The organism is Nitrospirillum goiasense (assembly GCF_034427435.1).
Taxonomy (GTDB): domain Bacteria; phylum Pseudomonadota; class Alphaproteobacteria; order Azospirillales; family Azospirillaceae; genus Nitrospirillum.
Window position 1 is genome coordinate 915,773 of record NZ_JAXQNP010000004.1, and the last position, 14,668, is coordinate 930,440.

Sequence of the window (14,668 nt, forward strand, 5' to 3'; positions counted from 1 at the left end):
GCGACACCGGCGCCGGCCTTGACCTACCCTCCCCGGGGTGGGTCAGGCCCGCGCCAGGCGCCGGGCGCGTTGCCGGACGTCGCCGGCCACCGATGCCACGGTGAGGATAAGGCCACCCGCCAGCACATACCAGGCGGGGCGGATGCCGACGTCGAGGTCGAAGCTGAGGTTTGCCTCCAGGATCAAATCGGGGGGCAAATGGCGTACGGCCCAGAAGCCCAGCGCCTCCGCCCCCGCCGTGGCCAGCGCCACCAGCAGGCTGAACCCCAGCAGCACCGGCAGGGCGCGCGCCTGCCCATCGGGCAGCGCCCGGTTCAGCAGGCGATAGCCCAACAGCCAGGTGAGCCAGCCGGCCATCAGCGTCGGCTCGGTCACGTCGGCCTTTTCCTGCATGAAGTAATGGATCACCGCCAGGATGGCGATGGGATAGGCCAGGGCGTGCAGGCGCCGCCAGCGGAGACCGCCCAGCCGCTTGATCATGCCGTCGGTGGAGGTGACGCCCAGCGCCACCAGGCCCAGCAGCGCCACGAACCCGATGGTGAGATAGACGCGGCGCGCGATCTCGGACGCGATGTGCACCAGGTCCAGCGACTGGTCCGCCGCATAGCCCCCCAGATGCACCACGGCATAAAGGCAGGCCGCGACACCGATGCGGCGGCGCACCGTCATCAACGCCGGCCACCGGGCGATGCGCGCCAGCGGCGTCACCAACAGCGACAGCAGCAGGAAACGGAACGCCCATAGGCCCACCTGGTGGATGAAGGCGCTGTAGGGCCGCGGCCCCAATTGGCCCATGACGGCATCGGCCACAGTCAGCGCCAGGGGCAGACACAGGCCCACCAACACCGTGGTCAACAACCAGGAAAAGCGCCCGGCGCGATCCTGCCAAAGGCGCCAGTTCATACCTCACCCCCGGCGGCGATGTCGCGATATGCAATACTATTTGCAAATCTGCGGGCAAGGGATTGGCCCGCAGCCGTTGCACAACGCATTCTTGATGCCTTTCCACGGGAAGGGGAGCGGAACGCCATCTTTAATTAATTCCTTATTTACCTTACCGAACGCGACCATCCGCCGCACCTGGCCCGGTCCTTGCTTAACCACTCGGCAAAAGGGCTTTAAGCCCCTGAACCGAAGGACGCCTGACCATGACCCGCCTGTTGACGGCCCTGATCCTGGGCTGCCTGGCGCTGACCACCGCAGCGCCAGCCCGCGCCGCCACCGCCAACCGCACCATCGCCCTGAAGGGGACCGTGGTCACCGCCTGCACCGTGGACGTCACCGACTTGGGCGTCGCCTTGGATGTGGTGACCGGCGAAACCAAACGCCAGGTGGGCAGCGTGGTTGAGAACTGCAACGACGGCAAGGGCTACACCATCAGCGTCAACTCGGCCAACAACGGCAAGCTGAAGTCCGGTACCAACACCGTTGCCTTCACCCCCTTTTACGACGGCACCACCGGCAATGGCAGCGGCAGCGTCTCCGTCACCCGATCCAAGGCCACCTTCGCCAAGACCGCCAGCCTGGCCGTGACCATCCCCGCCAACGCCAAGACCATCGCCGGTAGCTACAGCGACACCCTGACCATCACCATCAAGGCGAAGTAAAACCCGCGCGCGGGCCTGGCCTGGCTTCCGTCTGCACAAAATCTGCACGAATTCCCCGCGATATCTGCTGACCAGCACCCCCACGGCTGCACGGCCGCATCGCATAACGCCGGCATGACACCCGCCGGAACCCCACCCCCGACCTCCGCCCTGCTGCCCCCCACCACCGTGCCCCCGTGCGTCCTGCGCGATGGCTGGTGGCTGGTGGCGCGCCCTGCCGGCAAGGGCCCGCCGGCTGTCATCCTGCCCTTCAAGCCCAGGAAGACCCCGGCCCCATGACCGACACCATCCCCGTCACGACCGCCGGCGCGATGCCCGGCGGCGACGCCCCCGCCTTGCCTGCCGGCATCGCCGTCGCCGGCTTGGCGACACTGGCAACGTTGCTGTTTTACGACGCGCCGCTGGGGGTGGATCTGGCCGCCTTCCTGGCGCTGCTGTGCGCCGGGTCACTGTTGCTGAACCCGCCGGCCGCCGGTGCCGGGCGATGGGTTCCGGCGGCGGCGGGGCTGACGGCGGTGCTTGCGCTGCTGACCGAGGCGGTCACGCCCCTGTCGCTGTTGCTGTTCCCACCGACCGTGGCCGCCTGCCTGCTGCACCTGACCGGGCGTTGGCCCGCCAGTGCGGGGGATCGGGCGCGGTCGGTGGGCGCCATGCTGGTCCAGGGGCCTCCGCGGCTATGGCGGGATGGTCTGGCCGCCCTGGAATGGGGCGTGAGCGGCGCCCGGCGCCCGGACTTCGTCACCCTGGCCGCCCGTTGGGTCCTGCCCTTGGGTCTGGGCCTGGTCTTCTGCCTGCTGCTGACCACGGCCAACCCCATCTTGGATTCATGGGCGTCCCGGCTGCCGCTGGATTTCCTTAGCGGCATCGACGCCGGCCGCGTCGTCTTCTGGATGGTGGCCCTGGCCCTGTTGTGGCCCTTCATCCGGATCGCCAGCCCCGGCGTCGCCATGGCCCGTGTCGACGCGCCCGCAAGCAGCCGGTGGCGCGACCACCCGGTGGCGGCCCTGCTGCTGTCGCCGGCGGCGCTGGTCCGGGCGCTGATCCTGTTCAACGCCCTGTTCGCCATGCAATCGGCCCTGGACGCCTATTACCTGTGGACAGGCCATCCCTTGCCCCCGGGAGTCACCCACGCCGCCTACGCCCACCAGGGCGCCTATCCCCTAGTGCTGACCGCGCTGCTGGCCGCCTTGTTCGTCCTGGCGGCGCTGGACCGGCCGATGGTGTCCCCCACCGTGCGGCACCTGATCGTCGCCTGGGTGGCACAGAACATCGTGCTGGTGCTGTCGGCCATGCTGCGCCTGGCGGGATATGTGCATGCCTATTCCCTGACCGTGCTGCGCCTGGCGGCCTTCCTGTGGATGGCGCTGGTGGCGGTGGGCCTGGTGCTGATCCTGGTGCGCATGGCGCTGGGCCGCAGCAACCGTTGGCTGGTGGGCGCCAACCTGGCGGCGGCGGTGATCCTGCTCTATGGCGCGGCGTGGATGAATATTCCGGACACGATCGCCCACTTCAATCTGATGTATTCCCCGCTGGTATGGGGTGGGCGGGACGTGGACTGGGCCTATTTGGTGCGCTTGGGTCCGCAGACCATTCCCACGATGGATACATATCTGGCGCTTCACGGTCCGGACCAGGCCGTTCAGGCCGCCCGCACGGAGCTGGCCCAGAGTTTCCTGTCCCACCGCACCGACTGGCGCAGTTGGACGCTGCGCGACCAGCGCCTGAAGGACTATCTGGCGGCGCATCCGGATGGTATCGATCATAAGGGCCAACCATGATGGGCATCATGCACCGCATCCTTGTCGTCGACGACGATCCCCATATCCGCGACGTCCTGTGCTTCGCCCTGGAGAAGGCGGGCATGGCGGCGGAATGGGCGGGCAACGGCGTGGACGCCCTGAACCTGGCCAGCCGCAACCCGCCCAGCCTGGTGGTGCTGGACGTGGGCATGCCGGAGATGGACGGGCTGGAGGTCTGCCGCCGCCTGCGCCGCGCCTCCGACGTGCCCATCCTGTTCCTGTCCGCCCGGGATGAGGAGATCGACCGGGTGCTGGGGCTGGAGATGGGCGGCGACGATTACGTCACCAAGCCGTTCAGCCCGCGTGAGCTGGTGGCCCGCGTCAACGTCATCCTGCGCCGCGCCCGGGGCCCCGCCCCGGCACCGGCCACACCGGAGGGGGAACCGCCGCTGACCCGGGGCGCCCTGGTGCTGGACAGCGCCGGTCATCGCGCCACGGTGGCGGGGCGGGAACTGGGCCTGACGGCGCGGGAGTTCATGATGGTGAAGACCCTGGCCACGCGGCCGGCCGTGGTGTTCACCCGCAACCAGCTGATGGATGCCGCCTATCCCGACAACATCCACGTGTCCGACCGCACCATCGACAGCCATGTGCGCAACATCCGCGCCAAATTCCAGGCGGCGGGCTGCGAGGACGCGGTGGAGACGGTCCATGGCGTCGGCTTCCGCCTGGGCGGGTGCACGGTGGGCACGGCGTCGTGACGCCCACCGCGACGCCCTTGCGCATCCGCGCCAAGTGGCGGCCGTCGCTGGGCATGATCGTGGTGGCGGTGCTGCTGGCGGTCGCCGCCCTGCCCCTGGCCGGCCTGTTCTTCTTCCGCCTTTATGAGAACCAACTGGTGCGCCAGACGGAGGCGGAACTGATCGCCCAGGCCAGCGTGCTGGCCGCCACCTACGCCGACGCGGTGGAGCGGCTGGAACCACCGCCGGCCTTGTCATCGGTCGCCTTGACGCCGCCGGCGGACGACCGCTTCCACCCCATCGAGCCGGCCCTGGATCTCACGGGCGACGACGTGCTGGGCCCCCGCCCGCCGGCCCAGCCCGCGACCACAGCGGTGGACGCCGCCCTTCAGGCCATCGGCGCCCAGGTCTACGCCATCGCCCGGCGGGCCCAGGACCAGATGCTGGCCGGCGTGCGGGTGCTGGATTTCAACGGCGTCATCCTGGCGGGTGCGGAAGAGGTCGGCCTATCGCTGGCGGGGGTGCCGGAGGTGGCGGACGCGCTGGCCGGCCATTACCACGCCAGCCTGCGCATCCGCCGGTCCCAGCATGAACCGCCACCGCTGTATTCCATCAGCCGGGGGACGGGCGTGCGGGTGTTCGTGGCCCTGCCCATCATCGCCCACACCCGGGACGGGGACCGGGTGGCCGGCGTCATCTATGCCTCGCGCACGCCCAACAACATCTTCCGCCACCTGTATGGGGAGCGGCGCAAGGTGGCCCTGGCCGGCGGCTGCATCCTGGCCGTCATCCTGGTCATCGCCTTCGTCTTTTCCCGCACCATCACCCGCCCCATCCACCAGCTGGTGCGCCAGACGCGGGAACTGGGCACCCGGACGCTGGACCAGGGGCCAGCCGACGCGCCCCACTACGGCACCCGGGAAATCGCCCTGCTGTCGCAGAGCTTTCACGACATGGCCCAGCGTCTGTCCGACCGGTCGCGCTACATCACCACCTTCGCCGCCCATGTCAGTCACGAGCTGAAATCCCCCCTGACCGGCATCCAGGGCGCGGCGGAGCTGCTGCACGACGATCTGGAGGGTGACGAGGCCATGGATCCCAGGCCTATGGACACAGAACAGCGCCGCCGCTTCCTGGGCAACATCCTGGCCGACACCCGCCGCCTGACCGCCCTGGTGCAGCGGCTGCGCGACCTGGCCCAGGCCGACAATCCGGTGCGGGGCGGGCGGGCGGATCTGGCCGCCCTGTGGCCCCATCTGGCCGCGCAATTCCCCGGCCTGGCCCTGGACCCACGGGGCGGCAACGCCACCGTCGCCATGTCGGCGGAAAACGCCCTGATCCTGTTCAGCCATTTGGCGGACAACGCTGGCCGCCACGGCGCCACCACGCTGACCCTGGATGTGGCGGTGCGGGATTGGGCGGTGGTGGTGACCGTGGCCGACAACGGCCAGGGCATCTCCCCCGCCAACCGCGAGCGGGTGTTCGACGCCTTCTTCACCACCCGGCGGGACAGCGGCGGCACCGGCATGGGACTGCACATCGTGCAGTCCCTGCTGCGCGCCCACGGCGGCGACATCCGCTTGGCGGAAAAGTCACCAGAGGGCGGCTCGCCGCAGGGCGGCGCGGTGTTCGAGGTGACGCTGCCGCGCGCCTGAACCGTCAGGAGGCGGGCTTGGCCGTGACGTCCAGGCTGGCGGCGGTCTGGCCGAACAGGATCTTCTTGCCCGCCTCCGTCACCGTGGGGCGGCTGCGCAGGGGTTCGCCCTTGGCATAGGCGCGCACGGTGGCGGGCCGGGCGGCCACCGCCTCGAACCAGCGCTTGAGGTCGGGGAAGTCATCCAGGTTCTGCTGCTGGCGCTGCCACGGCACGATCCAGGGATAGATCGCCATGTCGGCGATGGAATAGTCATCGCCCGCCACGAAGGCGCGGCCCGCCAGGCGGCGGTTCAGCACGCCGTAAAGGCGGTTGGTCTCGTTGACGTAGCGGGTCATGGCATAAGGGATGCGCTCCGGCGCGTACTGCACGAAGTGATGGTTCTGCCCGGCCATGGGGCCCAAGCCGCCCATCTGCCAGAACAGCCATTCCATCACCGTCTTGCGGCCCCGCACGTCGGCCGGAATGAAACGCCCGGTCTTTTCCGCCAGGTACAACAGGATGGCGCCGCTTTCGAACACCGTGATGGCCTCGCCCCCATCAAGCGGCGCGGTATCGATGATGGCCGGCATGCGATTGTTGGGAGAGAAGGCCAGGAACTCCGGCTTGAACTGGTCGCCGGCGCTGATGTCCACCGGGTGGAGGGTGTAGTCCAGCCCCGCCTCTTCCAGGAACAGGGTGATCTTGTGGCCATTGGGCGTGGGCCAGTAGTACAGCTCGATCATGGCAAGCCTCGCATCGGGAACGTCTCACGGGATGGGGGCCGATCCTACCATCGGCCCCGCCCCCGGCGCCCGCCCCTAATGCGCGCGCCCGGCCCGGCGGCTCGTTTGTCTTGCGAGCTGGACTGTGCCTACATGGCACCGGCGCGCCGCCAGGCCGCTTACGGGGAGTGCACGGATGTCCAAGAGCGGCCTGCGGGTCCTGATCATCGGCGGGTACGGCACCTTCGGCGGCCGGATCGCGCGGCTGCTGGCCGATGAGCCGGCGCTGACCCTGGTCATCGCCGGGCGATCAGCGGCCAAGGCGACGGCCTTTTGCACTGCCCTGGCGCAGCGGGGTGGGGCCACGGCCCTGTCGCCGCTGGCGTTCGACCGCGATGGCGACCTGACGGTCCAGTTGGCGGCCCTGGTGGCGACCGCGCGCCCCGACCTGGTGATCGATGCCACCGGCCCGTTTCAGGTCTATGGGAACGCGCCTTACCGCGTGGTCCAGGCCTGCCTGGATTTGGACCTGCCCTATCTGGACCTGGCGGACGGCGCCGACTTCGTCACCGGCATCGCCGCGTTCGACGCCGCCGCCCGCGACCGGGGCGTTCCACTGCTGTCGGGGGTCAGCACCTTTCCCGCGTTGACGGCGGCGGCGGCGCGGCACCTGACCCGGGGCTGGACGGCGGTGACGGGCGTCAGCATCGGCGTCGCCCCCACCCCGCGCGCGGGGGTGGGCGACAATGTGCTGCGCGCCATCGCCAGCTATGCGGGCAAGCCGGTGACGTTGCGGCGCGACGGCGCCTGGGCGCGGGCCCACGCCCTGACGGAAACGCGGCGGCGCACTATCGCCCCGCCCGGCGCCCTGCCCTTGCGCAACACCCGCTTCGCCCTGGTCGACGTGCCGGACCTGCAGGTCATGCCCCGGCTGTGGCCGGACCTGCGCGACATCTGGGTGGGGGCGGGCACGCGGCCGGAAAGCATCCACCGCATCATGACCGCGCTGGCCTGGCTGGTGCGCCTGCGGCTGGTGCCCAGCCTGCTGCCCCTGGCCCCGCTGTTCCATTGGGGCGCCAGAGTTTTCCGCTGGGGCGAGCATCGCGGCGGCTTGGTGGTGGAGGTCACGGGCCACGACGCCAATGGTCAGCCGGCCACCCGGTCGTGGCACCTGGTGGCGGAGGGGGACGACGGCCCGGAAATTCCCGCCATGCCCGCCGCCGCCCTGGTGCGCCGCTGGCTGGCGGGGCATCCCCCCGCCCCGGGCGCCCGCGCCGCCACGGACCTGGAGCTGGCGGATTTCGACGCCCTGTTCGCCAACCGCGCCATCCGCACCGGCGTGCGAGACGCGGCCGAGGCGGTGGGGCCGGTGTTCCGGCAGGTCATCGGCGCCGAGGCCTGGTCACGCCAGCCCGCCGTCTGGCGCGCGCTGCATGGTGTCGAGGCCGGGGCGCCCACGGTTTGGCGCGGCCGCGCCACGGTGACCCGGGGCGGCGGCTTGCTGGCCCGCCTGGCGGCGCTGCTGGTGGGCTTTCCCCCACGGGCGCGGACGTGCCCGTCAGTGTCACGCTGACCCGCACGCCCGAGGGCGGCGAGCGCTGGGTGCGGGATTTCGGCGGCCGCCGCTTCGCCAGCCGCCTGGACGCCGGCCAGGGACGGAACACCCATATGGTGGTGGAACGCTTCGGACCCGCCGCCTATGCGCAGGCCCTGGTGAGTGATGGCGGGGCCGATGGCGGAACCGTGCGCCTGGTCCTGCGCCAGTGGACGCTGCTGGGCCTGCCCCTACCCCTGTGGCTGGCGCCGCGTAGCGACGCCACCGAGACGGCGGAGCCCACGCCGGACGGCGAGCGCTTCCGCTTCGATGTCCGCATCAGCCACCCGCTGGCCGGCTTGATCGTGCATTACCGGGGATGGCTGGACCGGGGGTGACTGGCGCCCCGCTGATCACGCAGCGCCCTGCAACCTCACCGCGCTGTCCATGATGGCCTGGGCCAAGGCGGCGGCCGGGCCGCGCCCGGTGGCGCCGGGGCCGGCCAGGACGAACTCCACATCCACCAGGGGCGGCAGGTGGGGCACCTCCGCCATGCCGGTGGGCAGCATGGCGCGGGGCTGGACGGTGACACCCAGCCCGGCCAGGGCGGCGGCACGCAGGCCGCTGAGGCTGCCGCTGACGCAGGCGATGCGCCACGCGCGGCCATGGCGTTCCAGCGCCTCCAGCGCCACCGACCGGCTGATGCTGGGCGGGGTGTAGAGCACCAGGGGCACGGGCTTGGCGGGGTCCAGCGCCTCCCCCTCCCGCCCCGCCCAGACGAAGCGGTCGCGCCACAGCGGGCGGCCCAGGGTGTCGCCCGGCCGCCGCTTGGCCAGCACCAGATCCAGATCGCCGGCGTCCAGCTTCTGGTACAGGAAGCCGCTGAGCCCCACGGTCAATTCCAGGTCCACCGCCGGGTGGCGGCGCACGAAGGCGGCCAGCACATCGGACAGGTGGGAGATGACGAAGTCCTCCCCCGCGCCGAACCGCACCCGGCCACGCAGGTCGGCGCCGGCGAAGTGCTGGCGCGCCCGTTCCTCCAGTTCCAGCATGGCGCGGGCGTATTCCACCAGGGCCTCGCCATCCGCCGTCAGGCGCACGGTATGGGTGTCGCGCACGAACAGGCGCCGGCCCACCGCCTCCTCCAACCGGCCGATCTGCTGGCTGACGGTGGATTGCCGCAGGCCCAGGCGGCGCCCCGCCTCGGTAAACCCTTGGGCGCGCGCCACCTCCATGAAGGTGCGCAGCAGTGTCGTATCCAACATAACCCCATCCCCAACCACGATACGGTCATTCACAAACGTGATTTCAGTAACAATTGTAAGCAGTCTTCACGATGAGCCGTCCAGCACTTTATGATGCTGCGTCATCTTGTTCCGCCTCTGGCCTTTGCCGCTTGCCCTCGTCCCCCCGTCCGTCCAAGGTTGGCCGCCATGTCCGTTCCCGCCGCAACCGCCCCCGACCCGTCCATGCCGCCGTCCCACAAGCCCTCCACGGTCCTGCTGTGGCTGGCGCGCCTGAAGCCCGACACCTTCACCCTGCTGCTGGTGGGAACCGTGGGCCTGGCCTCCGTCCTGCCGGCCAAGGGCGGCATGATCGGCGTGGCCAACGGGGCGACGGACGTCGCCGTCTTCCTGCTGTTCTTCCTCTACGGCGCCCGGCTGTCACGGGAGGCGGTGATCGGCGGGCTGACGCAGTGGCGGCTGCACCTGCTGGTGACCCTGTGCACCTTCGTGCTGTTCCCCCTGGTGGGGCTGGCGCTGAAGCCGCTGGTGAACCTGGATATCCTGACGCCCGACCTGTACCTGGGCGTGCTGTTCCTCTGCACCCTGCCGTCCACGGTGCAGTCCTCCATCGCCTTCACCTCCATCGCCGGCGGCAACGTGGCGGCAGCGATCTGCAGCGCCTCGGCCAGCAACCTGCTGGGCATGGTGGTGACGCCGGTGCTGGTGGGCCTGCTGCTTTCCAAGGCCGGGGCGGGCTTCTCCGCCGACGCCCTGACTTCCGTCTTCGTGCAGTTGCTGCTGCCCTTCGTGCTGGGCCAGGTGCTGCGCGGCCGCATCGGCGGCTGGGTGGCGCGCAACAAGAAGGTGCTGGGCCCCGTCGACCGCGCCAGCATCCTGCTGGTGGTCTACGGCGCCTTCAGCCACGCGGTGAACGAGGGCATCTGGCACCAACTGGACGGGGCCAGCCTGCTGAAGGTGCTGCTGGTCGACGCCGCCCTGCTGGCCCTGATCCTGGTCATCACCACGCTCGTCAGCCGCCGCCTGCACCTGTCGCGCCCCGATGAGATCGCCGTGGTGTTCTGCGGGTCGAAGAAAAGCCTGGTCAGCGGCATCCCCATGGCCAACGTGCTGTTCGCCGGCCACGCCGTGGGCATGATCGTCCTGCCCCTGATGCTGTTCCACCAGATCCAGCTGATGGTCTGCGCCGTCCTGGCCCGGCGCTATGCCAGCAGCCATCCGCCGGGGTATGGGACGGCGGAATAATCAAGCCTTCCCGGGAGCGCCAACCGGCATGGAAAAACGGTCCGTGCCCTAGGACGCGACCGCGTCCGCCGGACCGAGCACCGAAGGAGCGGAGGGAGGATAGCCAAGGGGCGGATGCCCCGCCGGCGCCTGAGGAACAATAAAACTCAACACTCCGGCAAATTCACCGCCAGGCCGCCCAGGGACGTTTCCTTGTACAGGTCCTTCATGTCGGCGCCGGTGCGCCGCATCGTTTCGATCACCCGGTCCAGGCTGACCTTGTGGGTGCCGTCGCCCATCAGGGCCAGGCGGGCGGCGTCGATGGCCTTGATGGCGCCCATGGCGTTGCGCTCGATGCAAGGGATCTGCACCAGGCCCTTGATGGGGTCGCAGGTCAGGCCCAGGTTGTGCTCCATGCCGATCTCGGCCGCGTTCTCGATCTGGGCGTTGGTGCCGCCCATGGCGGCGGTCAGGCCGGCGGCGGCCATGGAGCAGGCCACGCCCACCTCGCCCTGGCAGCCGACTTCGGCCGCGGAGATGCTGGCGTTGCGCTTGTAGAGGCCGCCGATGGCGGCGGCGGTCAGCAGGAAGATGTGCAGGCGGCGGCGATCGGGATCATGGAAGCGCTCGTAATAGCGCAGCACCGCCGGAATGATGCCGGCCGCCCCGTTGGTGGGGGAGGTCACGACCTTGCCGCCGGCCGCGTTCTCCTCATTCACCGCCAGGGCCCACAGGTTCACCCAGTCCATGACCGACAGCGGGTCGCGCAGCATGCGTTCCTGCCGCTGCAGCAGCTGGGCATGGATCTTGGCGGCGCGGCGCGGCACGTCCAGGCCACCGGGCAGGATGCCAGTCTCACGCATGCCGCGGTCGATGCAGGCGTCCATGGTGGCCAGGATGCGATCCAGGCCCTGGTCGATCTCCGCATCCGTGCGGCCGGCGCGCTCATTCTCGCGCATCAGTTCGGCGATGGTCAGGCTGGCCTTGGCCGCCATGTCCAGCAACTGGTCGGCGTTGGCGAAATCATAGGGCACGGCGGGGCCGGGATTGGCCGGGGCGTTGGCCCGCGCCTCATCCTCATCCAGCACGAAGCCGCCGCCGACGGAATAATAGGTGCCGCGCGCCAGCTCCGCGCCGGTGGCGTCGAACACGACGAAGGTGATGGCGTTGGGGTGGAAGGGCAGTTGGCTGCCGCCTTCCCAGCGGATGTCGCGCCCGGCGTCGAAGTCGATTTCGCGCCCCGCCCCGGCATCCACCCCGTTCAGGGGCAGGCGGCGGCTGGTCAGCACCCGGGCGACCAGGGCGGCGCAGGCGTCGGGATCGGCATCGGCCGGCATCTGGCCGGTCAGGCCGATGATGGCGGCGGTGTCAGTGGCATGGCCCCGGCCGGTCAGGGCCAGGGAGCCGTACAACTGCACCTCCACCCGCGCCACGGCCTCCAGCGTTCCGTCGGCGGCCAGCCGCCGCACGAAGCGGCAGGCGGCCGTCATCGGCCCCATGGTGTGGGAGCTGGAAGGGCCGACGCCCACCTTGAACAGTTCGAAGACGCTGATGCTCATGCCCGATGCCCTATTCCCGCGCGGCCGCGTCCCGCCGCGGCGCCGCACCATTCCGGCGGCGAACCTCGCGGGCGCCCAACCGCCAGGCGCCTTGATACCGCGTTCCTGGAGCGCCCGCCACTGGCATCCCCACGCCGAATATTTTGATGATGTTTAAAATGAAGCGGGCCCGGGAAGACCATGCCTCCCGGGCCCGCCGTCAGGGGTGAGGTCCCCTCCGCCCAACCAGGAACCGCCCAAGGCATCGAGGGGGCCTTGGGCTGATCCGGTTCCAAGGCCGCCGTCCGGGTCGGGGACGATCCGGGCGGCGGCCAAGGATCAGAACATCTTGGTCAGGCCGAAGTAGAAGCCGCGGCGCGGGCCATATTGCGGGGCGCCCACGCCGACCCCCGTTCCGTCGCGGATCTCATACTTCTCATCGAACAGGTTGATGACGTCGAACCGCACGTCCATCAGCCCGACCGTGGGCAGGTTCAGGGTCTGCACCACGCCCAGGTTGACCTGGACATAGCCGGCCAGGGCGGCGCCATTGGGCGTGGCCCCGTCGGCGCGCAGGCCGGAACCGTAGATCAGGTCGGTGGTCAGCAGCGTCTTGTCGATACGGTAGCTGGCGCCGGCCGAGGCGGTGAAGCGCTGGTCGTGGTCCACCGGGATGTAGTGGGTGGCGATGTAGTCCAGGTCATCCTGGCTGAAGCTGAACTGGCTGGAGACGATCTTCTTGCCCTCCGCCTTCGACACCGCGAAGTTGGCGTAGGACTGGAAGTTGTCGACGGCGTAGGTCAGCGAAACCTCGATACCCTTCTGGGTGCCCTGGTCATAGTTGAAGGGCGTCAGGATGATGGGGGCGCCGAACTGGCCCTCATCCAGCATGTTCTTGGACTTCTTGTAATAGCCGTCCACGCCCACGGTCAGCGCGTCGGTCAGCTTCTGCTCGATACCGACGTCGAAGTAATTGGCACGCTCCGCCTTGGGGGCGTCGTTGACGCTGCTGGCGGCGGCGGCACTGGTGCCGGCGTACTTGGTGACGGAGGTGTTGGACACCAGCTCGAACGGCGGCGGGGTGAAGTAGCGGGAGTAACCGGCGTGCAGCGTGGTCTTCTGCGTCGGCTGCCACACCAGGTTCACGCGCGGGCTGAACTGGCTTTCGCTGTCGAACTGCTGGAAGCTGTCGAAGCGGCCGCCGACATTCAGCGTCCAGGTGGGGGCGAACTTCCATTCGTCCTGGATGTAGACGCTTTCGCTGTAGCCGGTCTTGCCGAAATCATCGCGCACGGTGGTGGGCGTGCTGCCGATCTGGGCGCCGCTGTCATCCACCGGGAACACCTGCGACGTGGTCTTGCCGGTGGAGCGTTCGACCTGCATCAGCAGGCCGGCGCGCAGCGTGTGCTGGTCATTCACCACCCAGCTGCCGTCCGTCTGCCAGCCACCGGCGATGGAGCGGCGGTAGGCTTCCTGCGAAATGCCGTTGTACAGCAGATCCGGCACCGGGTCGGGCTTGAACCACAGGCTGGAATAGCGGCCATAGATCGAGGACTGCACCGTCACCGCATCCAGCGCCTTCAGATATGTGGCGGCGGCGTAATGGGTGATTTCCCGCTGATCCTCGTCGATCTTCTCGCTGGGATAGTCGGTCTGGCCGTTGAAATTGTAGCCCAGGCTGGGCGACTGGCCGGAGCGGGTGGGAATCTGGAACTGCCCGCGCTCCGTTCCCGCCAGCAGACTGACCTGGGTGTCGGGGTCCAGGATGTCCTGGACGAAAACGAAACCGCGGCCGTTCTCGGTCCGGTCATGGTTGGGCTTGCCGCTGCCATCGGGGGATTCGATGCCCACGCCGCTGGTTTTGAAATCGCCCGAGGCGAAATAGTTCAGCGTGCCGGAAGAGCCCGAGATGTCGAAGCTGGTCTGCAGCGTGTTATAGCTGCCGCCATAGACGCTGATGTCGCCGCCGTTGTCGAAGGCGCCCGACTTGGTCTGGATGTCGATGATGCCGGCGGTGCGCAGGCCGTACTGCGCCGGCAGCGCGCCGGTGACTAGGCTGACGCTGTGGGCGAAGCGGGGGCTGAGCGTCTGGCCGAAGCCGCTGATGCCTTCCGGCAGGATGACGCCGTTGATGCGGTACTGAAGGTTGGCGTGCTCACCCCGGATGTGCAACTGGCCGAAGCTGTCCTGGGCCACGCCCGGCGCCTGCAACATCACCTGGTTCAGGCCGTTGTTCAGGCCACCCGGCTGCGCCTCCAACGCGGCCTCGTCCATCTTGTAGGACGTGGCGCCCAATTCGGGCTGGATGCTGTTGCGGGCGTCCAGCAGACGCTTGGCGGTGATGACGATCTCTGGAATGGGGCCGCTGGCGGAATTGTTGCCAAGCTGGCCGCTGGCACCCGCCGGCTCCGCAGCCGGATCATCGGCGGCAAGCGCCATGGTGCTGACCGAACCCAACAGAATGGCGCCAAGAATCCCGGCGCGCCCCACCTTGAAAGCCATACCTTCCACCTTTCCTGCAAGCCGCCCGCATGTATGGGCGACCCTTTTCCCTTCAAGCCGCCCCCGTTGGCCCCAAACCAACCGTCACCATGGTCCGGACACGGGCGGTACGGACGTCGGCGACGGCTGGATAGGGTGGAGACAGGCCCCAACTGCTGGTTTTCGTTATGTTATAGTATAAC

At 69.2% G+C, this 14,668-nt stretch carries 13 protein-coding genes; 8 read left to right on the forward strand and 5 right to left on the reverse strand.

The genetic code is table 11. The features are described 5' to 3' along the window. Window positions 1–42 precede the first annotated feature (42 nt). Window positions 43–903 carry a protein-methionine-sulfoxide reductase heme-binding subunit MsrQ gene (locus ULB03_RS25810; protein WP_322485944.1) on the reverse strand — a complete coding sequence of 287 codons (861 nt, stop codon included), beginning with the start codon at window positions 901–903 and terminating at the stop codon, window positions 43–45. A 245-nt stretch (window positions 904–1,148) separates the two neighbouring features. Here ULB03_RS25810 and ULB03_RS25815 point away from each other — a divergent pair, with 245 nt between their 5' ends. The 5 genes from ULB03_RS25815 to ULB03_RS25835 all read left to right on the forward strand — a co-directional run bounded on the left by ULB03_RS25815 (window position 1,149) and on the right by ULB03_RS25835 (window position 5,741). Next, window positions 1,149–1,607 carry a spore coat protein U domain-containing protein gene (locus tag ULB03_RS25815; RefSeq protein WP_322485945.1) on the forward strand — a complete coding sequence of 153 codons (459 nt, stop codon included), beginning with the start codon at window positions 1,149–1,151 and terminating at the stop codon, window positions 1,605–1,607. A gap of 114 nt (window positions 1,608–1,721) precedes the next feature. Then, entirely contained in the window at window positions 1,722–1,886 is a 165-nt protein-coding gene (locus ULB03_RS25820; protein WP_322485946.1) for a hypothetical protein, read from the forward strand. Beyond that, window positions 1,883–3,385, forward strand: a complete 1,503-nt coding sequence (locus ULB03_RS25825; protein ID WP_322485947.1) for a DUF4153 domain-containing protein — start codon at window positions 1,883–1,885, stop codon at window positions 3,383–3,385. Before ULB03_RS25820 ends, ULB03_RS25825 begins: the two co-directional genes overlap by 4 nt. Window positions 3,386–3,393: 8 nt before the next feature. Further along, entirely contained in the window at window positions 3,394–4,107 is a 714-nt protein-coding gene (locus tag ULB03_RS25830; protein WP_322485948.1) for a response regulator transcription factor, read from the forward strand. Next, complete coding sequence (locus tag ULB03_RS25835) at window positions 4,104–5,741, forward strand: sensor histidine kinase (RefSeq protein WP_322485949.1); 1,638 nt, start codon at window positions 4,104–4,106, stop codon at window positions 5,739–5,741. Before ULB03_RS25830 ends, ULB03_RS25835 begins: the two co-directional genes overlap by 4 nt. Before the next feature lie 4 nt (window positions 5,742–5,745). On the opposite strand, the gene ULB03_RS25840 is transcribed toward ULB03_RS25835, so the two are convergent. Next, the gene (locus ULB03_RS25840) at window positions 5,746–6,465 is read right to left on the reverse strand and encodes a glutathione binding-like protein (RefSeq protein ID WP_322485950.1); all 720 of its coding nucleotides are present in this window, start codon (window positions 6,463–6,465) and stop codon (window positions 5,746–5,748) included. A gap of 175 nt (window positions 6,466–6,640) precedes the next feature. On the opposite strand from ULB03_RS25840, the gene ULB03_RS25845 reads away from it, so the two are divergent. Both ULB03_RS25845 and ULB03_RS25850 read left to right on the forward strand, forming a co-directional pair. Further along, on the forward strand, window positions 6,641–8,017 hold the full coding sequence (locus tag ULB03_RS25845; RefSeq protein ID WP_322485951.1) for a saccharopine dehydrogenase NADP-binding domain-containing protein: 1,377 nt from the start codon (window positions 6,641–6,643) through the stop codon (window positions 8,015–8,017). Then, on the forward strand, window positions 7,996–8,376 hold the full coding sequence (locus ULB03_RS25850) for a DUF4166 domain-containing protein (protein WP_322485952.1): 381 nt from the start codon (window positions 7,996–7,998) through the stop codon (window positions 8,374–8,376). Before ULB03_RS25845 ends, ULB03_RS25850 begins: the two co-directional genes overlap by 22 nt. 15 nt (window positions 8,377–8,391) lie before the next feature. On the opposite strand, the gene ULB03_RS25855 is transcribed toward ULB03_RS25850, so the two are convergent. Next, entirely contained in the window at window positions 8,392–9,243 is an 852-nt protein-coding gene (locus tag ULB03_RS25855) for a LysR family transcriptional regulator (RefSeq protein ID WP_322485953.1), read from the reverse strand. A 168-nt stretch (window positions 9,244–9,411) separates the two neighbouring features. On the opposite strand from ULB03_RS25855, the gene ULB03_RS25860 reads away from it, so the two are divergent. Further along, window positions 9,412–10,467 carry a bile acid:sodium symporter family protein gene (locus ULB03_RS25860; protein WP_416211193.1) on the forward strand — a complete coding sequence of 352 codons (1,056 nt, stop codon included), beginning with the start codon at window positions 9,412–9,414 and terminating at the stop codon, window positions 10,465–10,467. A 146-nt stretch (window positions 10,468–10,613) separates the two neighbouring features. Here the strand turns inward: ULB03_RS25860 and ULB03_RS25865 are convergent, their stop codons facing one another. Together ULB03_RS25865 and ULB03_RS25870 are read right to left on the reverse strand one after the other, a co-directional pair. After that, complete coding sequence (locus tag ULB03_RS25865; protein WP_322485954.1) at window positions 10,614–12,005, reverse strand: L-serine ammonia-lyase; 1,392 nt, start codon at window positions 12,003–12,005, stop codon at window positions 10,614–10,616. Window positions 12,006–12,323: 318 nt separating this feature from the next. Further along, the gene (locus ULB03_RS25870) at window positions 12,324–14,486 is read right to left on the reverse strand and encodes a TonB-dependent receptor (protein WP_322485955.1); all 2,163 of its coding nucleotides are present in this window, start codon (window positions 14,484–14,486) and stop codon (window positions 12,324–12,326) included. Window positions 14,487–14,668: the final 182 nt, after the last annotated feature.

Bases quoted from the DNA above. Each gene is read 5' to 3' on its own strand.
- ULB03_RS25815 (WP_322485945.1), top strand. From the start codon at position 1,149: ATGACCCGCCTGTTGACGGCCCTGATCCTGGGCTGCCTGGCGCTGACC.
- ULB03_RS25860 (WP_416211193.1), top strand. From the start codon at position 9,412: ATGTCCGTTCCCGCCGCAACCGCCCCCGACCCGTCCATGCCGCCGTCC.
- ULB03_RS25865 (WP_322485954.1), bottom strand. From the start codon at position 12,005: ATGAGCATCAGCGTCTTCGAACTGTTCAAGGTGGGCGTCGGCCCTTCC.
- ULB03_RS25855 (WP_322485953.1), bottom strand. From the start codon at position 9,243: ATGTTGGATACGACACTGCTGCGCACCTTCATGGAGGTGGCGCGCGCC.
- ULB03_RS25810 (WP_322485944.1), bottom strand. From the start codon at position 903: ATGAACTGGCGCCTTTGGCAGGATCGCGCCGGGCGCTTTTCCTGGTTG.
- ULB03_RS25830 (WP_322485948.1), top strand. From the start codon at position 3,394: ATGCACCGCATCCTTGTCGTCGACGACGATCCCCATATCCGCGACGTC.
- ULB03_RS25820 (WP_322485946.1), top strand. From the start codon at position 1,722: ATGACACCCGCCGGAACCCCACCCCCGACCTCCGCCCTGCTGCCCCCC.
- ULB03_RS25840 (WP_322485950.1), bottom strand. From the start codon at position 6,465: ATGATCGAGCTGTACTACTGGCCCACGCCCAATGGCCACAAGATCACC.
- ULB03_RS25870 (WP_322485955.1), bottom strand. From the start codon at position 14,486: ATGGCTTTCAAGGTGGGGCGCGCCGGGATTCTTGGCGCCATTCTGTTG.
- ULB03_RS25845 (WP_322485951.1), top strand. From the start codon at position 6,641: ATGTCCAAGAGCGGCCTGCGGGTCCTGATCATCGGCGGGTACGGCACC.
- ULB03_RS25825 (WP_322485947.1), top strand. From the start codon at position 1,883: ATGACCGACACCATCCCCGTCACGACCGCCGGCGCGATGCCCGGCGGC.